Annotated in this window: 13 protein-coding genes, 2 pseudogenes, 1 riboswitch and 1 other annotated feature; of the genes and pseudogenes, 6 read left to right on the plus strand and 9 right to left on the minus strand. The window is 33.4% G+C overall.

All coding sequences use genetic code 11. The features are described 5' to 3' along the window. Positions 1 to 534: 534 nt before the first annotated feature. The gene (gene trpS, locus KPL50_RS02795; protein WP_216296929.1) at positions 535 to 1,533 is read right to left on the minus strand and encodes a tryptophan--tRNA ligase; all 999 of its coding nucleotides are present in this window, start codon (positions 1,531 to 1,533) and stop codon (positions 535 to 537) included. 366 nt (positions 1,534 to 1,899) lie between these two features. Beyond that, a complete protein-coding gene (locus tag KPL50_RS02800; RefSeq protein WP_216296930.1) occupies positions 1,900 to 2,274 on the minus strand; it encodes a desulfoferrodoxin in 375 nt (124 codons plus the stop codon). Between the two features lie 364 nt (positions 2,275 to 2,638). Between KPL50_RS02800 and KPL50_RS02805 the strand changes: the two genes are divergently transcribed. Beyond that, positions 2,639 to 2,845 carry a hypothetical protein gene (locus KPL50_RS02805; protein ID WP_216296931.1) on the plus strand — a complete coding sequence of 69 codons (207 nt, stop codon included), beginning with the start codon at positions 2,639 to 2,641 and terminating at the stop codon, positions 2,843 to 2,845. A gap of 63 nt (positions 2,846 to 2,908) precedes the next feature. On the opposite strand, the gene KPL50_RS27685 is transcribed toward KPL50_RS02805, so the two are convergent. Beyond that, a complete protein-coding gene (locus KPL50_RS27685; protein WP_216296932.1) occupies positions 2,909 to 11,539 on the minus strand; it encodes a GH36-type glycosyl hydrolase domain-containing protein in 8,631 nt (2,876 codons plus the stop codon). 155 nt (positions 11,540 to 11,694) lie between these two features. Then, positions 11,695 to 12,996, minus strand: coding sequence for a M18 family aminopeptidase (locus KPL50_RS02815; RefSeq protein ID WP_216296933.1), 1,302 nt, complete (start codon positions 12,994 to 12,996; stop codon positions 11,695 to 11,697). 175 nt (positions 12,997 to 13,171) lie between these two features. Between KPL50_RS02815 and KPL50_RS02820 the strand changes: the two genes are divergently transcribed. From KPL50_RS02820 to KPL50_RS02830, 3 genes are all read left to right on the plus strand, one after another. Then, positions 13,172 to 14,359, plus strand: a complete 1,188-nt coding sequence (locus KPL50_RS02820; protein WP_216296934.1) for a cation diffusion facilitator family transporter — start codon at positions 13,172 to 13,174, stop codon at positions 14,357 to 14,359. A gap of 135 nt (positions 14,360 to 14,494) precedes the next feature. Continuing rightward, positions 14,495 to 14,671 (plus strand): hypothetical protein, encoded by a 177-nt coding sequence (locus tag KPL50_RS02825; RefSeq protein ID WP_216296935.1) that lies wholly within the window; start codon positions 14,495 to 14,497, stop codon positions 14,669 to 14,671. Between the two features lie 148 nt (positions 14,672 to 14,819). Next, positions 14,820 to 15,023, plus strand: a complete 204-nt coding sequence (locus tag KPL50_RS02830) for a hypothetical protein (RefSeq protein WP_216296936.1) — start codon at positions 14,820 to 14,822, stop codon at positions 15,021 to 15,023. 407 nt (positions 15,024 to 15,430) lie between these two features. Here the strand turns inward: KPL50_RS02830 and lysA are convergent, their stop codons facing one another. The 5 genes and pseudogenes from lysA to KPL50_RS02850 all read right to left on the minus strand — a co-directional run bounded on the left by lysA (position 15,431) and on the right by KPL50_RS02850 (position 19,579). Continuing rightward, the gene (lysA, locus tag KPL50_RS02835; protein WP_216296937.1) at positions 15,431 to 16,729 is read right to left on the minus strand and encodes a diaminopimelate decarboxylase; all 1,299 of its coding nucleotides are present in this window, start codon (positions 16,727 to 16,729) and stop codon (positions 15,431 to 15,433) included. Positions 16,730 to 16,757: 28 nt separating this feature from the next. Beyond that, positions 16,758 to 17,957 carry an aspartate kinase gene (locus KPL50_RS02840; protein WP_216296938.1) on the minus strand — a complete coding sequence of 400 codons (1,200 nt, stop codon included), beginning with the start codon at positions 17,955 to 17,957 and terminating at the stop codon, positions 16,758 to 16,760. Positions 17,958 to 18,111: 154 nt separating this feature from the next. Beyond that, positions 18,112 to 18,286, minus strand: a riboswitch (Lysine riboswitch). Between the two features lie 56 nt (positions 18,287 to 18,342). After that, positions 18,343 to 18,449, minus strand: a pseudogene (locus tag KPL50_RS27825) (cysteine synthase); the annotation flags it as partial. Next, positions 18,448 to 18,900, minus strand: coding sequence for an S-ribosylhomocysteine lyase (locus tag KPL50_RS02845; protein ID WP_216297198.1), 453 nt, complete (start codon positions 18,898 to 18,900; stop codon positions 18,448 to 18,450). The gene KPL50_RS02845 and the pseudogene KPL50_RS27825, both read right to left, overlap by 2 nt. Before the next feature lie 34 nt (positions 18,901 to 18,934). After that, positions 18,935 to 19,579: a class I SAM-dependent methyltransferase gene (locus KPL50_RS02850; protein ID WP_216296939.1), complete on the minus strand. Its 645-nt coding sequence runs from the start codon at positions 19,577 to 19,579 to the stop codon at positions 18,935 to 18,937. Between the two features lie 64 nt (positions 19,580 to 19,643). Next, positions 19,644 to 19,876, minus strand: a binding site (T-box leader). Positions 19,877 to 20,052: 176 nt separating this feature from the next. Between KPL50_RS02850 and KPL50_RS02855 the strand changes: the two genes are divergently transcribed. Beyond that, a complete protein-coding gene (locus tag KPL50_RS02855) occupies positions 20,053 to 21,153 on the plus strand; it encodes a PRK06851 family protein (RefSeq protein WP_216296940.1) in 1,101 nt (366 codons plus the stop codon). Between the two features lie 216 nt (positions 21,154 to 21,369). After that, positions 21,370 to 23,211 (plus strand): annotated as a pseudogene (gene asnB, locus KPL50_RS02860) (asparagine synthase (glutamine-hydrolyzing)). The last annotated feature ends 158 nt before the right edge of the window (positions 23,212 to 23,369 follow it).

Genomic DNA, 23,369 nt, shown 5'->3' on the forward strand with positions numbered 1-23,369 from the left:
CACTCCTTTTTTAAGTATTTTAATATGTACTATAAATATATATTCCTACAACCACTCTCTGTACTTCTAGTGATTCTAAAATTTTTCATTTTTAAATTCTCTACCTATTGATTTTAGCTTTTATGAACATTTCTGTCAACTAAGCTTGTACCATATAAATAAAAAAACCTTAGTCTGTAAGTTTAAAATGATACTACAGACTAGGGCTTTACGATAGACTTTATTTTCAGATGCAAGACAATTAATATAGTTTGACTTCTTCCGCACTGCCCCGTAGGGGTCTAAGTATGAGAGTATTAACTTTTCCGGAGTGACTTGCAATAAGAAGCGAAAGGACTATTGAAATTCCATTTAGAAATTCTTCTTTTGCGAATGTAAAATTCTCGTAAGCCTGCCAGGACGGCAGGCTAGCGAACCCGAGACAGGAAGTCGAGTGTGAGCGCTAGAGAAGTTTACATTCGCAAAAGATTAGAATTTCTTAATGGAATTTCTAGTCCTGAGCTCGTTTGCAAGGCACGCAGGAATTTTTATACTTTATCTAGGTATAAATCCTATTTTCTTTTGCATTTTTCTTAGTGTCTTATTTGCAACGTAGTTAGCCTTTTCAGAACCTTTTTTATAAATTTCCTCTAAATAAGTTTTGTTACCTAGATATTCCAAAACCTTCTTCTGTATAGGTTCAAGTTCTGAAACAATTGCTTCCGCTACATCTTTTTTAAATTGAGCATAGCCTAGTCCTTCATATTTTTCTTCAATTTCTTCACTAGACATACCTGTTATAGTAGTTAGTATCGTCATTAAATTCTTAACACCTATTTGCTCATCATTATACTTAACTACCCCTAAGCTATCTGTAACTGCTCTATTTACTTTCTTTCTTATAACTTCTGGTGGATCCATTATTAAAATATAACCATTAATATTTTCTTCTGATTTAGACATTTTTTTAGTTGGATCTTGTAAGTCCATTATCTTAGCCCCTGCTTTTGGTATATAAGGTTCAGGTATAACAAAGGTGTCGCTATACGTTCTATTAAATCTTTCTCCTATATCTCTGGCAATTTCAAGATGTTGAAGTTGATCTTTTCCTACAGGCACTAGATCTGTTTGATATAATAAAATATCTGCTGCCATTAGCACAGGATAGTTAAATAAACCTGCACTTATACTTTCTCCGCTATTTTTAGATTTATCTTTATATTGAGTCATTCTACTTAATTCTCCCATATAAGTGGAGCAAGTTAAAAGCCAAGATGCTTCACTATGTGCGGGAACATGTGATTGAATAAATAGAGTATTTTTCTCCGGATCAATACCCGATGCTATATAAATAGCTAATATTTCTAAGGTTCTTTTTCTTAAATCCCTTGCCTCTTGTTTCACTGTAATGGCGTGCAAATCTACCACACAGAAATAGCATTCATATTCTTCTTGTAATTTAACCCAATTTTTTATAGCTCCTAAATAATTTCCAAGGGTTAAGTCACCAGAAGGTTTAATTCCACTAAATATTACTTTTTTATTGCCTTCCAAAATAATCATCTCCTATTTTTTTCATTGAATTAAAAAAAGCCCTATGGATAAAATCCATAGGGCGCATATACACGGTACCACCTAATACTTAGAAGCTATATTAGAGCTTCTACTCAAACAGATACACTTATGATATCCTACCTTTGTAACGTAAGGCTAACGTTAAGGACTACTGCAATTCATCCCAAGTCTTAGAGACCCATTCAATTTAAACATGATTATCGTAATTCCAACATCTACGACTCTCTGAAAATCTGTTTTTAAATTTACTTGCTTCTCATCAACGACTATAACATTATAAAATTTTAAAATCTCTTTTAACTATAGTATGCCTATTTACTTAAATTGTCAACAAAAATTAATATTTTATGCTTTCCAAAGACCATGTAAGTTACAGTATTCGCGAACGAATAACACTTCTTCATCTAATTTAAATTCTGCTACTGGTTTTTCACCTGCTTTTAAATATTTTCTGTACACTTTATTTTCTGTATGTACTTCAATAAATTCAATATGATGTTCCTGCGTCATTGGATGCTCTACTGCTCCAACCATAACTTTAATTCCGCCTTCTATTTTCTCTACTACAGGAACGTGTTTTTCAACTGCTGCATCCTGAGTATTTTCTGATTTAAGTGTCATAGGTTTTCCACAACAAACTAAAGTTCCTCCAGAATTGTGAACCACTTCAACTATATTACCACATATTTCACATTTGTAAATTTGTCTTAATTCAGTCATTATTATTCCTCCTTTAAATTTAGAACACTACAAATCTAATTATTATCTGCTTAATTTATAATAGTTATTTATTGATAATAACTATAAATATATATATTCTGCATTTCTTTGGTTTTTCCTCTTTTAAATTGTGAATTTTTAGTTACTTATATATTTTAAGTTAAGCCAATTTATTATATGCAATAATATTCTTTTTATGACATTCAAGAATAAAAGCCTTTTGAAGTCGCTTGATTTGTAGTATCTAAGATACTACAAATCTATATAGGTAATGATTTAACTAATATTACCGTCATTTTTTTTCCCTTGTGTGGAACACTATATTATATAAATATATAGTATAAAGAAAAAGGGAGGGATAAATATGGATAAAAACCAAATAAAAATGTATGCTCCTCACCAAAGAGATTTTTACGAGGTTGAACCCAGAGACATACGATCTTATTCCGAAAATGATTCTACTATGCTACCCGATCCAGTAACTGATCCAATAGTTGCTATGAATATATCTAATGTTGAATTTGACTATACCTATTACGGTGGCGAAGAAATGTTAGATATAGACGATTAACTATTTATAAGGCACATTAAATCAGAAAAACGGATAACTTCTTTTTAGAAGTTATCCGTTTTTTTAAATTATAACCTCCACTTTATGCACTCCATCAAGAAATGGAACCAAGCCGTCACTACATAATTTCCCATCAAGCCAAATACCTTTATTTCCCTGACGTTTAACCTCAATCACATACTCAAATTTATCTTTTTTATAAATAATCTCATAGTGTGACCATTCCTCTGGCACACAGGGTTCAATTGTGAATCCTTTTCCCTCTTTTAATTTAAACCCTAGAATAGCTTCTATTCCCGTTGTATACATCCATCCTGAGGTTCCAGTATACCAACTCCATCCTCCACGTCCTATATGAGGTTCTTTTCCATAAACATCTGCAGTCATTACATAAGGCTCAGTTTTATATCTCTCACACTCAATCAAGGTTTTTGTATGATTAATAGGGTTTATCATATTATACAACTTGGTTGCCTTATCACCATTGTGAAGTTTAGCAAAGGCAAGAATTACCCAAGTTGCAGCATGTGTATATTGACCGCCATTTTCTCTAACTCCAGGTACATAGCCTTTGATATACCCTGGTTCCAAGGTAGATTTGCTAAAAGGTGGTGTTAGCAGTAAGATCATTCCACTATCTTCTTTTATTAAATATTGTTCTAAGGATTTCATTGCCACCCCTGCTCTTCCACTATTTGCAGCTCCAGATATAACTGCCCAGGATTGAGCTAGAGAATCTATCTTACACTCTTCATTTTCAGATGCGCCCAGGGCTGTGCCATCATCAAAATATGCTCTCCTATACCAATTGCCATCCCATGCATTATCCTCTATATTTATCCGTATAAAATCTTGCATCTCCTTATATCTCTCAAGTCTGCCCTCATCCTTTTTAAATCTGCAGGCCTGTGCGAAATTTTCTAGTATATCATATAAGAACCAACCTAGCCATACACTTTCTCCACTTCCTTTGTTTCCTACGGTACTCATTCCATCATTCCAATCTCCACTTCCCATTAATGGGATGTTATGAGGACCAAATTTAAGAGCTTTGTCTATTGCTTTGGTGCAGTGCTCATATATACTACCTGTAAAATCTGCCTTTCCTGAAATATTATATCTTTCGTCTTCCCCTTCAGCTAGCGGCGTATCCATTAAGTACTGGACACTTTCCAGAAGGATATCAAAATCCCCTGTATTTCTTATATAATCCATAGTTACAAATGGTAACCATAATAAATCATCAGAGAATCTTGTTCTTATTCCACTATCTACAATTGGATGCCACCAATGTTGCACATCGCCTTCAACAAATTGCCTTGAAGCACTAAGTAGAATCTGTTTTTTAGCCATACTAGGCTCGAGCAAGCTCACTGGCATAACATCCTGAAGCTGATCTCTAAAGCCATAGGCTCCACCGGATTGGTAAAAGGCAGTTCTTGCCCATAGTCTACATACTATAGTCTGATACATTAGCCATCCATTAAGCATTAAATCCATACTCTTATCTGGAGTCTTAACCTGTAATGTATGAAGTAATTTATCCCAATAATCCTTAACCTTTTGTAACTGCGTATTAACTCTTTCAAGATTTTCGAATTCCACAATAGCATTAGAAATACTATCTAAATCTTCATTTTCACCCAGCATAGCTATGAGTTCTATCTCCATATTAGGTTCTAGATGAATTTTTGACGTAACTGCTAAGCATGGATCCATTCCAGCTCCTACAGTGTTTGAAAGTCTTACTCTCTTCAGTGCCTCTGGGCTTTCTACGCTACCTCCTCTACCTAGAAACTCACCTCTGTCGCCAGTAAAGCTTTGCGGATCGCCTCCAACTAATTTTAAGAAGGCCTTTAATTTACCAAAATTCTGACTATAAGTATTTGTAGCATAAATATAATTCTTTTCTTCGTTGTAATAAGTAACAATGTGCTGAGCAGTATGCTCTCGCACCACTCCCATTACAAGCTCTGCATAATAGGTTATACTTAGTTCACGAGCTACATCACTATTATTCACAAGTTTTATTTTACATAGCTTAAGGTTATGTTCCATCGGGGCAAACATGATTACTTCACCCATAATTCCATAAGCCTCATGTTTGAAATTTGAATATCCAAAGCCATGCTGGATTAAGTATTCACCACCATCCCTTATAGGTTTTGGTGTAATTGACCACACATTACCTTGAATATCATCTCTCAAATATATAGCTTCTGTGCATTCATCGCTTACCCAATCATTTGACCAAGTAGTAATTTTATTTTCACGACTATTACCCTGCCAAGTATAAGCTGCTCCACATTCTGAAACATGGAATCCAAAATTCCCATTGGAAATTACATTTATCCAAGGTGCTGGTGTATTATTAAAATCTTTAAGTAGAATAGTGTAATTTTCATTTTCTACATCAAATCCGCCTAAGTCATTGAAGTACTCTAATGGCTTAATATCAAACTTATAAGGTTTGATATTATATTTACTTTCTGTCTTTTTCAAAAATGGTTGCTTTTCTATTTTGTCGTAATTATTCCTGATTTGGGATACTAACATCCCTTTACTGGAATCTATGACTATTCTAGCTATAGCTATAAACAGATCTATATCTTCCTCTAAGATAGTTGCCTTATTAAGTATAAAGAGTCCACCTGGTTTATTTTCTTTATCTCTTAAATGACTACTACCTATTAAATTTTTAATATCAGTTTGTAGCGGCTGATCGTATGAGGTTGTTTGAAGATTTATTATTACCAAATCAACTCTTAGCCCTTTAAGGCTTAGGTATTCATGAGCATTTACAAGTTGCCGAGCTAAGTCTCTGTCTTTACTCTCCCTTGCTATGAGGAGCATTATAGGTAAATCTCCAGAAATACCATATCCCCAAAGTGTAGTTTGCCCCTTCTTCACCTTTTTTATAAACTCTCCTCTTTCTTTAAAAGTAGAATTTAAAAACAATATTTTAGAAGCCATTACTTGATATAAGTTTGCTTGCGTGGATTTTATTCCTAAATATCTCATATCTACCTGAGTTTGACTCCACGCTAAATCAAATACCCTATCTACATTGTGAAGTTCACTATATTTATTAGCTAAACTAAGTACTTCCGCTTTACTATTAGCTATTGAAGTAGTGAAGGCTATAATGCAGGTTTCACCAGGTTTTATTTTAACCCTTCTTCTTAAACTTATTATAGGATCAAGTACCGCTCCCACGGTATTAGTTAAAAGTGAGTCTCGCTTCATGCTTATAGGATGTATTATATTTTCACCACGGCCTATGAAACTGGCTCTACTAGTCTCATATTGAACAGTTCCAACGGTAGTCCCGGAAGTTGCAACTGTTTGCATAACCCAAGGTTGTTTTTTCCCTTTAGCTCTAGGTCTTCTCGTTGCTAGGATGCAGCTGGGATTATCTACATACTCTGTTTTTACAAATAGATTCCCAAAGGCTGGATGAACTATATCTGCATCATAATGAGCTAGCGTTACTTCCAAATAACTAGTTATTTCTAAATTTTTACTCTTGGTACCATGATTTGTAATGGATAATCTTCTTACCTCTGAATCATCTTCTGTAGACACAGTGATTTCCATGCGAGTAGTAATATTGTTATCACCCCTTGTAAATTCAGCTTTGTCTAAGGCGAAGGTTACTTCATAGCTATCTCCTTCACTTTTGCAAGGTTCATAAGCAGCACTAAAGTATTCATTTTCATCCACATCTTTGATATACATGAACATACCTGTATTGTCTTTAGTAACATCTTCCTTCCATCTATAAATCATGGTTCTATTTCTTGAAGCATATCCCGCCCCACTATTAGAAATCATTAAGGAGTAATTTCCATTAGAAATTAAATGTGTTTCTGGCGATTCTGTGTTTGCTGTAGTGTATTTTCTAACTATGATCTTTTGTTTCCCCATAGTAGTTCCAGATACATTAAATTTGTGTTCTCTATCATATACTACTCTTTTAGAAATTTTTTCTTGAAGTAATAGTTCTGTAGCTTTCACCTTTGGCAAACTATGAAATCTTTTTTGAAGGATATTGCTTAATAATACATTGTCTATTGCCATTAAGCTCATTCCTTCATGGTGAATCATAAAACACTTAATAATAGCCTTAGACTGCTCATTAGGTATTCTATTTTTAGTATAATCTGCTGCTTCATAAAAGCCATAAATACCCTCCAAACCTTCACTCGCAAGTCTACGAAGATTATCATAAGCTCCCCTAAAATCCATTTGTAGTGCCATAACAGTAGAATATGGTGAAACAACCAATTCATTTGCTAGTCCTCTCTTTAAGCCTACTCCAGCTATTCCGAATGCCTTATATTGATAATTTAAATTCACATCAAAATTATAAAATGCAGATTCAGAGATTCCAAAGGGCACTTCCTTTTGATCACAGTATTTCTTTTGCGCCTCAATTACAGCTTTATAAGTTTCGTCTAGCATTGTACCTTGATAATTTTTCATTATAAGTAGTGGCATCAGATATTCAAACATAGTTCCACTCCAAGAAACGAGTCCCTTACTTTTCCCCATATGAGTCATGGATCTACCAAGCACAAACCAATGTTTTTTAGGAACATCTCCTTTTGCTATGGCAACAAAACTTGCTTGCCTTGATTCAGATGCTAATAAATCATAATAGCTCTTACCTAAATTATCATTCTCTACGTCATATCCAATACTAAACAGTTCTCTGTCTTTGTTATATACCATTTTGAAATCTGTAGCTTCCGCCATAGAGTTTAGTCTTTGTTTCAAATTCTCAATGCTACTAATAATCATTTGAGATTTCTCTTTTGTATTTTGTAAGGATATTTTTATTTTTTTTAAATATTCATCGCTATGGGGCTTATTGTTTAAAATATTTAATGTTTTACTTATTCTTATTGGAATATCCTTTAAGGCTGTGTTTTCTAATAAGCTCCTTAAGGCTTCACTAATATCTAAATCAATGTTTTCTTCTAAGGTAATACTAAACCAAGGGAAAAATTCATTTATTTCTTCTAAAAACCCTTCCACATCCCCTTTGAGCTTCTTATTCCAATAAAGCTCTTTATCGTCTCCGATTTTTTCTGACTCTTCAACCTTAATCGCTAAGTCTACAAGCATAGCTTCCCAGGATTTAAAATCTATTCTATCATTACTTATGGCTCCTATGACGCCCTGATATAACTCCTTTACTCCTGTGGATTCTTCTATTTCATCACTAGCAAGCCTCATAGTATCTTGTAACCCTATAGCTTGCATGTGGTTAAATATTGGAACACACAAATAATCCTCAAGGGCCTGCGAAACTACCCATAGGTAACCAACTAAATTCCCACTATCCACAGTGGACACGTATCTAGGATAAAGTGGTGTTTTAGTTTTAGTATCATACCAATTATAAAAATGACCTTTGTAAGTCGCCATCTCTTCCATTGAAGTCATAATCTTCCCTATCCTGCTTACAGTGTCTATGATTCCTATATACCCTAGATCATAGGCAACTATATTAGAGGTAAGTCCCATACCTAAATCCGTTGGAGAAGTTCTATGCGCTACTCCATTGGGCGGATCTTCTTGATAATTATCAGGTCCAAGCCAATTATTTTCGTCATTAAGGAAATCTTGAAAATAAGCCCAAGTTTTTCTACTTATTTTCCTAAGAAAAATCACTTCTTCTACTTTCATCTCAAATGTATCAATTCCCCTATCTCTACTTATAAAATAAGCGACTAAAGGGCTTAAAACCCATATGGTACAGGAAGGTACACTAAGGATACCAATACTTCCACCACTATTAAAGGCTAGAAATAAAATCAAAAGTGAAATTGCGCTACCCATCCACATAAAAGCTACAAAATTTTTAAATCTTTTTCCTAGTTTAACCTCCACGTCTGCTGCCGTCTGCCACTCTAACATATTTTTCTTACTTACCATTAATCTATATAAGGTTCTAATTATGGCATCTAGCATCAGGTATGCTTGAAAAGGTATAAAGCAAAAAATTAAAAGTACCTGTTCTATAGCCATCTTACTATTTTGAATTTTACCCGATAAACTTATACCTATAGCCGGAGATACTACAGCTTCTGTTACATCAAAAAGTATAGGTGCTAAAATCGCAACAAAGGCTGTAATAAACCATTTATCAGTGCCATCAGGTAATATCCCAGCTAAAGTAAGTAAAAGCAAAATTGTAATTGAGGGCGCTAGTAAACTTCTCCTCAGATTATCTAATATTTTCCATTTGGACATTTTATTTAAAGGTGACGCACTTTTAAGCCAAGGTAGTAATTGCCAATCTCCTCTAGTCCATCTGTGTAGTCTCATGCAACTAGAATTGTAATAAGCTGGGTATCCATCTATAAACTCCACATCTGTAACTAAGGCAGTCCTAACATATGCCCCCTCTAATAAATCGTGGCTTAAAACAGTATTTTCAGGTATCTCATCTTTTAGCATATAATTAAAAACATCTACATCGTAAATTCCTTTTCCAGTAAAAATTCCTTCTCCAAATAAATCCTGATATACATCAGACACAGCAGTAGTATACATATCTATGCCTGTTTCACCAGAAAATATTTTTGAAAACAGTGTTTTATTTGCGCTAAGAATCGATACTCCTATCCTAGGTTGCATTAACCCATAGCCTCTAATCACAGTTTTTTTACTATAATTTATAACAGCATTATTTAGTGGATGTGCCATAGCACCTATTAGTTTCTTAGCAGAGTCCCTTGGCAGCTTTGTATCTGCATCTAAAGTAATAACATACTTAACCGATCTCAGGCTCTCCGCATTACTACTCATTACATTGTAACTGGTATTTACACTACCTCGAAGAAACTCATTAAACTCCATAAGCTTTCCACGTTTTCTTTCCCACCCTATCCACTTATTTTCACTTTTATTGTACTGTCTTAATCTGTTTAAGAAGAAAAATATTTCTTTCCCATTAGTACAATACTTTTTATTTAGTGATTCTATGGCCAAAAGCCCTCGGCTCACTACTGCTTTATCGACCTCTTCCTCTTTTGTCGCACTGTCCTTAAAGTCTCCAAGTAACGCAAAATACAAATTTTTTTGCGCATTGGCTAAATAGTATATCTCTAAGTCACCAATTAACTCATCTACCCTAGAAGGATTATTTAATAAGGTTGGAATTACTACCACCGTACTAAACTTCTCTGGTATTACTTCTTTAAACTCCATTTTAGGAATAAAAGAGGGCGAAATTAAAACACTTACACTCCAGTTGAAAATTGATATTGCTATTTCGCTACAGGGGACTAATATAACAATTACAGCAACAACATATTTCCATAAAGCTATATCATTATCATATAATAAGCTAAACACAATAAATAAACATATTATTAGCATTGTAAATGCAACAATAGTACCTATATATAAATTTTCTCTATTCTTTTTTGTAATATTTTCAAACCAGCTTATACCAGTATTCCTGTATCCTATTTTCTCCTTTAATTCATAGCTTCCTTCATCTACCAAATAATACCCAACATGTTGTTTATATATATTGGTTTCTGATGCACCACTTTCATTGCAACATTCAATAAGCTTTTTTGCTATATATGATTCCGGAAGCTTTGTATGTTTGTGCAATTTTTCTATTTCATGCCTATAATTATCTCTAGATTTAAAATCCATTTCCTCGTAAATGCAGGCTGGATCACCCTTTAAAATACTTTCTACAGAGCTTAGTTTTTCAAAATAATTTTTCCAATTTAAGCCTTCAATTACTCTTATACTATTAATAGAATTACCCATAGATATTTCAAAATTAGCTTCTATTTGATGCTCTAAGGATATGATTTTTTCTGAACTTGTTTCAACTGCTTGGAGCTTTTCGTCTATAAAATCATAAACTTCTTTAGAATCAATGCCATTATCCCTGAGTAGTTTCAATAATCTTTCTGTAAAATGAGAATTAAATATGAGCCTTTCACTATTTAATATAGATACAGCATTCACAATTTTGCCTTCATTAAAACTATTAATTAATCGCTCTGCAACCAGTTCTGCTTCCTTTTTATCCTGCTCTGCCTTAACAATTTTCTCAGTTATCTTACTAATATTTTGAATTAATGCTATTCGCAGCATTATAGGAACAGCCCATAGTTCACCACTATTAAGCAAAGTATTCTTTTGATACGCCCTAATAAAGTTTGCAATAATACTTTCATCAATTCTACCATCCGTGTGGGATACCATTTCAATAGCAATATGATAAACCCTTGGATATCCCTTCATGACTCCTTTATATATAACTGGCAGGTCATTATAATATGATTTTGGCATATTATGTTTAATACTCTTATACTCCTTTTCTACCAAATAAAGATTATCCAAAAGCCATTCTGCCGCAGGTACTACCTCTCTTTTATTTTTTCCTTCCTTATATATGTTTTCATAGCCGTTTAATATCTTTTCATAGCTTCTATCTAAATTACTAATAAGCTTTTTCTTGCAATTAGTATTCCTGATATCAGAATAATGGCGTGCTATTTCAGAGGCATGTTTTTCTAAATCCTCTCTATTCACATTTATGGTTGGAATATCTTTTAGTAAATTTTCTTCTTGGTAATAATTTAGATTTTGCCTTACCACTAAGTAAATTAAAACACTTATTACGACTATTGCCCCTAATGTAACATATGGCACTATAACCACCCTTTCAACGCTTTTTTGTCAATTATGTTTATGAAGATTTAGGACTAACTTAAATTATTATCTCCAACTAACTCTTTAATTATTAGTAAAAATAAGAAAAAGAACTCACAATAAAATATTGTGAGTTCTTTATTCTTGTTTTTACACTAAATTTTATAAAATTCTTCGAAGGATCTTGTAACATAAGTATGGTCCATTACTCCTCCTAGTTCCCTTATAGAATGCATAGCGAGAGTTGGATTTCCCATATCCACTGAGCGTATATTTAAATGGGTTGAAGATATTGGTCCTATAGTTGAACCACCCCGTGCATCAGAACGATTAACAAATTTTTGAACTGGCACCCCTGCTTTCTCGCAAATTAATTCATAAACGGCATCGGAGTTACTATCAGTAGTGTAGCTTTGACTTGCACTAATTTTTATAACAGGTCCCTTATTAATATAAGGCTTATTTGTTGGATCATGCTTTTCTGGACTATTGGGATGAACAGCATGTGCATTATCTGCAGATATTATAAAGGATTTAGAAATAGCTCTTAAAAAATCCTCTCTACTTTTACCTTGTGATATTGTAATGCGCTCTAAGATATCAATTAGCATATTAGAGTCAGCACCCTGCTTAGTTGAACTCCCCACTTCTTCATTATCAAAGCAGACCATCACATTTGTTGCCTCTGCTGGGTTGGTCCTAGTTAATGCTCTTATTCCTGCATGTACCATAGCTAAATCATCTAATCTTGAACTAGAAATAAATTCATTATTTAAACCAATAATTGATCCTTTTTCGTATTCATAAAGGAATAAATCAAAATCTACAATTTGTTTGATCTCAACAGATAATTCGCTTGCAACTGCACTCATAAGATAATTGTTTTTTTCTAATTCGGTGCTCACCATTGATAGTAGTGGCAGCGTATCCTTTTGTTTATTTAGTTCAATTCCAGCATTTATCTCTCTATTCATATGAATAGCTACATTAGGTATTATCATTATAGGCTTATTAATATTTACTAACCTAGTTTCTGGGAATAGAATATTATCACTTCTTAAAGTTACCCGTCCAGCTACAGCAAGAGGCCTATCCATCCAAGTATTCAATATAGGACCGCCATAAACCTCCGTGTTTAACCTTACATATGTATTATCAACCACCATCTCTGGTGCTGGCTTAATTCTAAAGCTAGGTGAGTCTGTATGAGCTCCAATAATTTTAAATCCATTTTTTTCAATTTCTCCCTTTCCAACTACAAACGCAGTTAGTGCAGAGTCATTTTTAGTAACAAAATATTTTCCACCTTTTTTAAGATCCCACTTTTCTTCTTGTTTAATTTCCACAAAGCCTTCTTTAGATAAATCTTCTTTAACCCTTGCTACAGCATGAAAAGCTGTCGGACTATCGTAAATATAATCAATAAGATCTTTGGCAAATTCTAATTCATTATTCATATATATCCCTCCAATGCAAATTGTGGCCCATAAGCACGTTGCTTATCCCCTTCATTATTATAACAAATTTATTGGTAATATTTCTATAAATTCTAAATTAATGCTATAATTAATTGTTAACTATATGTTTAAAATATAATAGTTTAAATTATACTATATAATCAGAGGTGAAAATATGTTATCAAAATTTTTAATTTCAAAATTCATAAAAAACTCTTCGGACATTAATAACAAGAAAGTACGAGATGCCTATGGTTACCTTGGCGGCATAGTTGGAATTATAGTGAACTTAATACTTTTTTCTACAAAACTAATTATAGGAATAATATTAAATAGTATAGCGGTTACTGCAGATGCCTTTAATAATCTTTCAGATGTAGCTTCTTCAGTTATTACAATTTTAGGTTTTAAGCTAGCCAATAAACCACCAGATAAGGAGCATCCCTTTGGTCATGGAAGGCTTGAATATATTTCTGGACTTATAGTTTCATTTTTAGTAATGCTAGTAGGTTTTGAGTTTATTAAAACCTCCTTTGATAGAATAGTTCATCCCTCAAAGGCAATCTTCACCCTTATACCCTTTATATTAATATTAGTTTCTATAGGGTTTAAAATTTGGATTAGTGGATTTAATAAGACCATAGGTAAAACTATAAAATCTTCTGCCCTGCAAGCTTCCTCCTTTGATGCATTAAGTGATGTAATTAGCTCAAGCTGTGTTGCATTATCACTACTTCTTTCTAACTGGATTGACTTTCCCATAGATGGGTATATAGGAATACTAGTATCTTTAATAATAATATATGCTGGCTATACACTTATTAAAGATACTATGAATCCATTGCTTGGTGAAGCTCCTGATATGGAGCTCGTAAAAGGACTTCAAGAAAAGTTACTATCCTATGATCATATTACTGGTGCCCATGATTTAGTTATCCATAACTACGGACCCAGCAGATGTATGGGTTCAGTTCACGCCGAAGTTCCCTGTGATATTTCTATAGTTGAAATTCATGAAATTATAGACAAAGCTGAAAAAGAAATTTCTGAGGAATTTGACATACATTTAGTTATTCACATGGATCCTATAAATACAGATGATGAAGAGGTTAATGCCTGTCGAATAGAACTATTAAATGTATTAAAATATTTCCCTATAATAAAATCAATTCATGATTTTAGAATTGTAGGTAGCGGTGAATATAAAAACTTAATTTTTGATGCCGTAATGGATTTTAAGCCAGGCTTTACAGCAGATGATGAATCCAAACTAGGTGAGGAAATTAATATTGAACTTAAGAAATGTTGCCCTGAGTATAATGCATTGATGACGTTAGATAGGGATTATTTAGGGGTTATATAAATGAAAAAAATTTAAATAAAATTTTTAGCGGTGGATATTCCACTGCTATTTTTTTCGAAAATATATTTCCTTTTTTTGCAAAGCTCACTATACTTAAAATGCAAAGCAAACATTGCAAAGGAGAGATGAATTCAAATGAAAACATGTATTCAGGAACTGCGAAAAAAACATAAGTTATCTCAAGAAGAACTGGCTGCTATTATTATGGCTAGATTTTTTAGTCAAATTATTTTTTTAACTTTACTTAGTGTTCTAACTTTTATGTCCCTAGTAAAAGGATCCTTAAAAATATATTATAGAAATAAATTTTAGGAGGTAGCTTCTTATGAAAAAAGGAAATTTTACAAATAATTGCTATTAAAAGAAGAAATTATTTATGAACATTCTTATATTTTGTAATTAAGACTATACAAGTGATATTAAGAAATGATAAACAAAAATATATAAGGGAGTGATTTCTTTGAAAAAATTAAATAAATTTTTAATTATTGGTGTAATTATTTTTGCAATAAGGCCCCTATTAATGGCTTCTTCAATACAATTGCCATGTTTCATTAATGGATTAATTTTAGGAACTGGTTTTTCATTTACATTAATTGGTATGTCCCACAGAAAACTCCACAGAAGGCTGCTTAGTCTAAATAAGTATGAAATTTTTCCGTAGCGACTTGCAATAAGAAGTAAATAAACATTGAAATCCCATTTAGAAATTCTTCTTTTGCAAATATAAAATTCTCGTGAGCCCGCTAGGGGGTATAACAATTAATAATTGTTATACCCCCTAGCGAACTACCCAAAAGACTGCTTAAAATAAAATTAGCATGAAATTTCTACGTAGTGACTTGCAATACGAAACGCAGAAACTATTGAAATTTGATTTAGAAATTCTTGTTTTGCGAATGTAAAATCCTCGTAAGCTTGCCAGGACGGCAAGCTAGCGAACCCGAGCCAGGACGGCGAGTGTGAGCGCTAGAGGATTTTACATTAGCAAAACATTAGAATTTCTAAATCAAATTTCAAGTTTCAAGTTCGTATTGCAAGGCACGCAGTAGAAATTTCATGCCGTTTTATCTAAAGGCACACTTCATTACTAATCATGTCTTTGTAAGTTTGTCTTTTACATATAAGCCTATGCCTTCCCTCACTTACTAAAACCACCGGCGCCTTGGGTATTTTATTATAATTACTGCTCATTGAATATCCATAAGCACCCGTTGAAAGTATAGCCATAAGATCTCCACTATCAACCACTGGTAATTTTACACCCTCGAGTAAAATATCTCCACTTTCACAGCACTTACCTGCTATTGTAACTACTTCAGTACAAGGCTCACCAATTCTATTGGCGAGTAGGCATTGATACTGTGCATTATATAGGGCTGGTCTTATATTATCTGTCATACCACCATCAACTGCCACATATTTCCTAACATCCGGTATATCTTTTATAGCTCCTACAGTATATAAGGTAATTCCTGCATTAGCCACAATGGCCCTCCCTGGCTCTATAACAAGCCTAGGAGAATGTATTCCATACTCTGTGCACTTAATTTTGGCTTGTTCAATTATTGCGCTGCAGAACTCCTCTATTTCTTTTGGCTTATCACCTTGGTCATAATAAACTCCAAAGCCTCCCCCTAAATCTAATTCTTCTATATCATAGCTAAACTTTTCTTTAATATCCTTAATGAAAGACATCATTATATCCATAGCATCTCTATAAGGCTGTAACTCAAATATTTGAGACCCTATATGACAGTGTAGTCCTGCAAGTTTTATATTTGAAAAGCTTAAGGCAGTTTTAACAACCCCCTCAAGTTCATTATTTAATGCAGTAAATCCAAACTTTGAATCAATTTGTCCAGTTTTTATGTACTCATGAGTATGAGCTTCTATGCCTGGAGTTACGCGAAGAAGAACCCGTTGCATTATGCCTTTAACCTTTGCTACTTCATTAATAATCTCCATTTCATGAAGATTATCCACTACAAAAGTTCCTACCCCAAGTTCTATTGCCATTTCAATTTCATCCAATGTTTTATTATTACCATGAAAATATACCTTTCTTAATGGAAAATCAGCCTTATAGGCAGTATATAATTCTCCTCCTGAAACTACATCTAAATATAATCCTTCGCTTTTTACAATTTCACACATTGCGATAGTTAAAAAAGCTTTTCCAGCATAAGCTACCTTATTCGAATCTTCCTCGCCTTTAAAAGCTTTTACGAACCTTCTGCAGTTATCGCGTATAAGCTGTTCATCCATTACATAAAGAGGTGTGCCATATTCCTTAGCTAGAACCTGCGCACTAACGCCTGCAATATTTAATCTATTATTTTCAGCCACTATACTACCAAAAAATCTCACATAAATCCCTCCTTCTAAATTTCATTATTTATAGATTAAACTCCCTTGCAATAACCTGCAAGGCCTTTATTTTGTCCTCTGTTTTAATAGCACAGGTAATTCTTATTTCTGACGTAGTAATCATTTTAATCTCGATATTATTTTTACTAAATACCTTAAACATTCTAGCTGCTACGCCAGAGGTTGTTTTCATTCCAAGCCCCACCATAGAAAATTTAGTTATGTCCTCATCAACTATAACCTTATTATCTATTATTGTGTTATCTATAATTTCCAAACTATCTTTTAGACTTTCTTTAGGAATTGTAAATGATACATTTACCTTTCCGTCTATAGGTGATGTTTGACTTATCATATCTATATTAATTCTTTTACTTCCTATAGTTTCAAATATAGTGGCCAATATATTCACATCTTTAGGGATACGCTGCAATGTCACTGCAACATCCTCATCACTAGTTGCTATTCCTGTTACTGGTTTACTTTCCATATCCATATTTTTAACCTCCCGAATTACAGTTCCTTTGATATCGCTATTACTTAGTCCCACATATATAGGTATACCATATTTTTGAGCAAGTTCTATTGACCTTGAATGCATTATTTGAGCTCCCAAACTCGATAGCTCTAACATCTCCTCATATTCTATTTCATCTAACTTCTTAGCTTGGCTATATTCTCTTGGGTCTACACTATATATTCCATCCACATCCGTATATATCTCACAACTGCCACCAAGCTTCACAGCCATTGCTACAGCAGTGGTATCAGAACCACCCCTGCCTAAGGTGGTAATATCACCTTCTCCATTTATTCCCTGGAAGCCAGCAACTATTACGATTTTTCCTTCTTCTAGGCTTTTCTTAATTTTCTTTACATTTATATCCTTAATTAACGCTTTACCATATTGTCCACTAGTCTGAATGCCAATTTGGTGTGCAGTATAACTTATTGCCTCATATCCTAAGTCCTTAATTGCCATGGCGAGTAGTGCACTTGAAATTATTTCCCCTGTTGATAGTATAGCATCTAATTCTCTTTTATCTGGCTCCTGCGTTATACCTTTTGACAGGGATATTAAATCATCTGTAGTTTTTCCCATAGCAGATACTACAATAACTAAATCTGTATTTTCACTTTTTCTTTTTACTATATTCTTTGCAATTCCTTTAATTTTCTCTGTAGTTCCTACAGATGAACCTCCATATTTTTGAACAACTACTCCCATAACTCAATCCCCTTTATTCAAATCTATATTTCACAAATAAACTACTAATATCTCTAGAATCAACTTGAAAATATTAATACCTGTTTCAAAAAAAATAAATGCAGCAAAGGAACACCTTTGCTGCATAAAATACATATTTTTATACAAACTTCGTGTACCTTGTAGCTCTCCACTGAAAAATAATCAGTGACAATTATACACATATTATGTGAATAACCAGAAAATATTTTTACAAAATATATTCTCTTCGGCCATAGCTCCTTTTCTTATTCATCCTCGCCTGTCAGCTCCAAATAAGTACTCTTAGATATAGCACCTCTACCCTAGGTAGTTTACTTTTTAAATTAGTTATTAGTTTATCATAGTATGTTTATAATAACAAGTATTAATTATAAGTGTCCTTACTAAAATATCTATCTCCCCTATCAGGAAGTAATACTACAATGTTTCCACCTTAATGGTTTTTCCAAGTTTTATTGCAGCTGATGTACTATTTATATATTTCACTGCTAACACGTCTATTTAGAACTAATCTTGCAAATTCCTTTGCACCTTCTAAGGAATGATCTCTATAATTTCCACACTGAAATTCATTGGCTGCTGGAATTTCCTCTGATTCTATTACCCTTTTTAATCCATAATTTAAAGTTTCTATAACCTTATCTACACTCACATCATTCCATGTAATCATGTAAAACCCGGTTCTACATCCCATAGGTGAAATGTCTATAATCCCCTCCATTACTTCTCTCATATATCCTGCAAGCAAATGCTCTAATGTATGGATAGATGATATATCCATAAACTCTTCATTTGGTTGCATAAACCTTAAATCAAACTTCGTTACTATATCACCCTTCTCCCCTATCTTTACCTCACATTTTCTTACAAAAGGTGCTTTTACCTTTGTGTGATCTAATGAAAAACTTTCAACCTTTACCATTTTTTTAGGTACTGTGTTCTCAGTTAATAATGTATTAAATCTCATAATTTAGTCCTCCCTTATTTGCTACTGCAATGAAAATCCCGGTTTCAGTAAATTCGCCTTTGCTAGAATATCCTTTGCATTTTAAATTTGTATTTTCAATGTTCACTTCATCAAAGCCAGCATCCACTAACCACTGTTCCATCTGATTATTTGAAAACCCAAGCCATTCATCAAACATTTCCTCCTTAGCCCACTGACCATTGTGCTCTAGTACATCTGATATTATTAAAGTACCATCCTTTTTAATTATTCGATGCATCTCCCCAATAGCTTTTTTAGCATCTTTAACATGATGGAGAGCCATATTAATAAAGGCCACATCTACAGATTCATCAAACAAAACCAAATTGTCTAAGTCAGATTTTATTGGATATACATTGTTCAATTTTTTACTATCCACTAATTTTTTAGATTCTTTAAGCATATTTACAGATTGATCTATGGAAAACACAATACTTGCATCTAAGGCCAGTGCTAAGGATAAAAACCCAGTGCCGCAACCAAGATCAGCCACTACCTTGTCTTTTACATTTACTTTAGATAATATTTCGTACTTTAATCTTTCCTCAAAATACTCACTTCTTATTACGTTCCAACTTTTAGCTATTTCGTTAAAATAATCTAATGAACTCATAATATTACCTCCATTTATTAATTTTTGTGTTTAATTTTTGACGCAAAAAAAGCCCGTCTCCTTTTATAGAGACGAAGCTATAAACTTTGCGGTCCCACCCTAATTGAGATATAAAATCTCACTTAAATTCAAGCACAAAATGCTTTATCGCTTTAACGGGCGAACCCGTAGTCCCCTACTGTAATTTCGGGTCCATACTCCAAAGGGCACTTCATATATCTTTAGGTAGAAGCTTCTCAGCAGCGCTTCTTCTCTGTACCCTTTCAACATATTACTTTCCTTTTTCATTGCATTTCATAGTATTCATATAGGAATAGTTATATTTTTATTATATGCCATATTTTATATTTGTCAACCCTAGCTTTTAGATAAGTGTAACAATTTACATCATAAAATATTAATGAAATTAATTATATCAAATTCCATTATTCTGAATATTATATATTGATATGATGATATGGAGTGTGATATTAATGCAAGGTACTATTAAAAACATTTTTCCTGGTGGCAATACTTCAAGAGGCTTCTATTCCTTCTATAGGTATATACTAGGTCAGGAGGAAGCAAGAAGAATAATATGCATAAAGGGAGGCCCTGGAACGGGTAAATCCTCCTTAATGAAGAAAGTTGGGAAATACTTCAATGAAAAAGGCTACGACATAGAATACCATCACTGCTCATCAGATAATAATTCACTAGATGGGCTAGTTATTAAAGGGCTTAACGTAGCAATACTTGATGGAACGTCGCCACATGTAGTAGACCCCGTAAATCCAGGAGCCGTAGATGAAGTTCTAAATATGGGAGATTGTTGGAATGAGGAAGGCTTTAAGAAATATAGGCATAGAATAATCGACATAAACAAAAAAGTTGGAAAAACCTTTAAAAGAGCCTATAGATTTTTTGGAGCAGCTAAATTAGTATATGATGATTGGTATACCTATAATAGTGAAGCCTTAAATATTAATAAATTGAACCTACTAAAAGAAAATCTAAGAGAATCACTATTTACTACCTCGCCATCAAATGTAGGCTATGATAGGCATTTATTTGCTACAGCTTTTACTCCTAACGGGATTATCACCTATATTGAAAACTTGTGCTCAGATTATAAAAAAATTTATATATTAAAAGGTGGTCCTGGTACTGGCAAGTCAAATGTATTAGAATTCCTATCTGCTGAAGCCCTAAGGCGTGGCTATTATGTAGAAATTTTGCATACACCCCTTATTCCAGAAAAAATTGAGCATATATTGATCCCTGACTTAAATGTTGCTATTTTAACCTCTAATGAAATAAATAATTTAGATATCCCAGGTACTATAATTGACATGAAAGACTGTTTAAATCTAAGTACCCTTGAGAGAAACAAAGTTGAAATGGAATATGATTCAACTGAGTTTTTCACACTTTTAAACAAGGGTTTAGCTACAATAAAAGAAGCTAAAGTTCTACATGATGAACTTGAAACTTCCTTTATACCAAATATGGACTTTTCTAAAGTGGACGAAGTACTTACAAAGGTCATTAACAAGATAGATGGATATGAAATAGACTATTTGAATAACAGATAAACTTTTAAGAGCTGTGGTTATCCACAGCTCTTTAGTATTAATGTAAAGCCTTTGCAATTAATCCACACCTTTTTAAAGTTTATGCACAGATTATTGCAATTGATGCACAATACTATACACATAATACACAGGTCTTTCTGCAGTTGATGCACAATTTTAATTAAATTGCATAAGATAAATATGAATATATGTTATATGATTTTAGGAGATGTTAAAATGTGCGGCATTGCAGGATGGGTTAATTTATACACCACTATTGACAAAGAAAAGGTCATTCTCTTTAAAATGACGGATACCTTGAAAAAAAGAGGACCTGATGACAGTGGTTACTATTTTTCAAATCATGCGATTTTAGGTCATAGACGTTTAGTGGTTGTAGATCCCAAAGGTGGAGCACAACCTATGACAAAAAAAATAGGAGATAATACCTATACTATTGTTTATAATGGTGAGCTATATAATACAGAGGAAGTGCGAAAAACCTTAAAAGAAAATGGATTTAGTTTTGACTCATATTCTGATACTGAGGTGCTCTTATTAGCCTACATTTTCTGGGGCGAGGAATGTGTTAACTATATAAATGGAATTTATGCCTTTGGACTTTGGAATGAACAGCATCAAAAACTATTTTTAGCAAGGGACCCCCTCGGAGTTAAACCGCTATTCTACACAATTAAAGATAATTCCTTAATATTCGGTTCAGAAATAAAGACTCTTTTAGCACATCCAAAAGTAAACGCAATTCTTGATAAACAGGGTCTAACTGAACTCTTTGGATTTGGACCTGCAAGACCTCTTGGTAGTGGTATCTTTAAAAATATATATGAACTGCCTCCTGCTTTTAGCTTAAGCTACAGTAAGGATGGCATTAAAACAAAGGAATATTGGAAACTTACTGCTAAATCACATGATGAAAATTTACCTACAACTGCTGAGCATGTAAGGTCTCTTCTGGTAAATTCAATTGAAAGACAGCTAGCTGCTGATGTTCCTGTTTGTACTTTTTTATCTGGTGGACTTGATTCAAGTATAATTTCAGCGGTAGCTTCATCCTACTTCAAGAAAAATAATTTAAGAAACTTAGATACTTATTATATAGATTATGTTGATAATAAAAAGTTTTTTAGTCCTACAGAATTTCAACCAAACTCAGATGCGGACTGGGTTTATAAAATGGTAGACTATATTGGCTCAAATCATCACAATATAATTATTGATACCCCTGAACTCACTTCAGCACTTAGAGATGCAGTTATTGCGAGTGATCTTCCAGGTATGGCCGACGTAGATTCCTCATTATTTCTATTTTGCAAGGAAATAAGAAATAATTCTACAGTGGCACTATCAGGTGAATGCGCTGATGAGCTCTTCGGTGGTTACCCATGGTTTACACGTGAAGAAGATATAAATGCCACCACCTTTCCTTGGTCAAAATCCGTAAGTGATAGAAAAAGTATACTATCACAAGATCTTCAAAGTCTTCCCCTCGAGGAATATGTTCAAGAAAAATATGATGAAAGTCTAAGGCAGGTTCCAAGGCTTCACGGTGAGACTCAAAGAGAGCACCGAATGAGAGAATTATTCTATTTAAATGTAAAATGGTTTATGATAACCTTACTTACGAGAAAAGATAGAATGAGTATGGCCAGTGGCCTCGAGGTACGAGTTCCTTTTGCAGACCACAGACTTGTAGAGTATGCCTATAATATCCCTATGGATATGAAATATTATAAAGATAGAGAAAAATGACTATTAAGGGAAGCTCTTACAGGTTTACTTCCAGAAGATGTGCTTTGGAGGAAAAAGAGTCCTTATCCAAAGACCCATAACCCTAGTTATACTATGGCAGTTCAAAAGTGGATGAATAGCATATTAAAGGATAATTCCTCACCAATATTACAGATAATAAACAAAGAAAAAGTTCAGGAAATAGTTGATTCAGGTGGACGCGCCTATGGTAAGCCTTGGTTTGGACAACTTATGGCAGGACCTCAACTTATCGCCTATTTAATCCAGATTGATACTTGGCTTAGGGAATATAATGTTATTTTAAAGTAGGACATGGAGCACAGCATCAGGAGAAAAGACTATAAAAATAGACACTGTAGATTTTTCCACAGTGTCTTTTTAGGCCTTAATATTTTTTACATCAATATATTCACACGTTAAAGGGGTGTAGACTTATTTTTGCGTTTTATTAGGTTTAGAATTTTTTG

The organism is Clostridium sp. CF012 (genome assembly GCF_018861755.1).
Taxonomy (GTDB): domain Bacteria; phylum Bacillota; class Clostridia; order Clostridiales; family Clostridiaceae; genus Clostridium_AD.

Coding starts and splice junctions, on each gene's coding strand:
- KPL50_RS02815 (WP_216296933.1), bottom strand. CDS start 12,996: ATGAATAATGAATTAGAATTTGCCAAAGATCTTATTGATTATATTTAC.
- KPL50_RS02855 (WP_216296940.1), top strand. CDS start 20,053: ATGCAAGGTACTATTAAAAACATTTTTCCTGGTGGCAATACTTCAAGA.
- KPL50_RS02805 (WP_216296931.1), top strand. CDS start 2,639: ATGGATAAAAACCAAATAAAAATGTATGCTCCTCACCAAAGAGATTTT.
- KPL50_RS02850 (WP_216296939.1), bottom strand. CDS start 19,579: ATGAGTTCATTAGATTATTTTAACGAAATAGCTAAAAGTTGGAACGTA.
- KPL50_RS02825 (WP_216296935.1), top strand. CDS start 14,495: ATGAAAACATGTATTCAGGAACTGCGAAAAAAACATAAGTTATCTCAA.
- KPL50_RS02845 (WP_216297198.1), bottom strand. CDS start 18,900: ATGGTAAAGGTTGAAAGTTTTTCATTAGATCACACAAAGGTAAAAGCA.
- KPL50_RS02800 (WP_216296930.1), bottom strand. CDS start 2,274: ATGACTGAATTAAGACAAATTTACAAATGTGAAATATGTGGTAATATA.
- KPL50_RS02820 (WP_216296934.1), top strand. CDS start 13,172: ATGTTATCAAAATTTTTAATTTCAAAATTCATAAAAAACTCTTCGGAC.
- KPL50_RS02840 (WP_216296938.1), bottom strand. CDS start 17,957: ATGGGAGTAGTTGTTCAAAAATATGGAGGTTCATCTGTAGGAACTACA.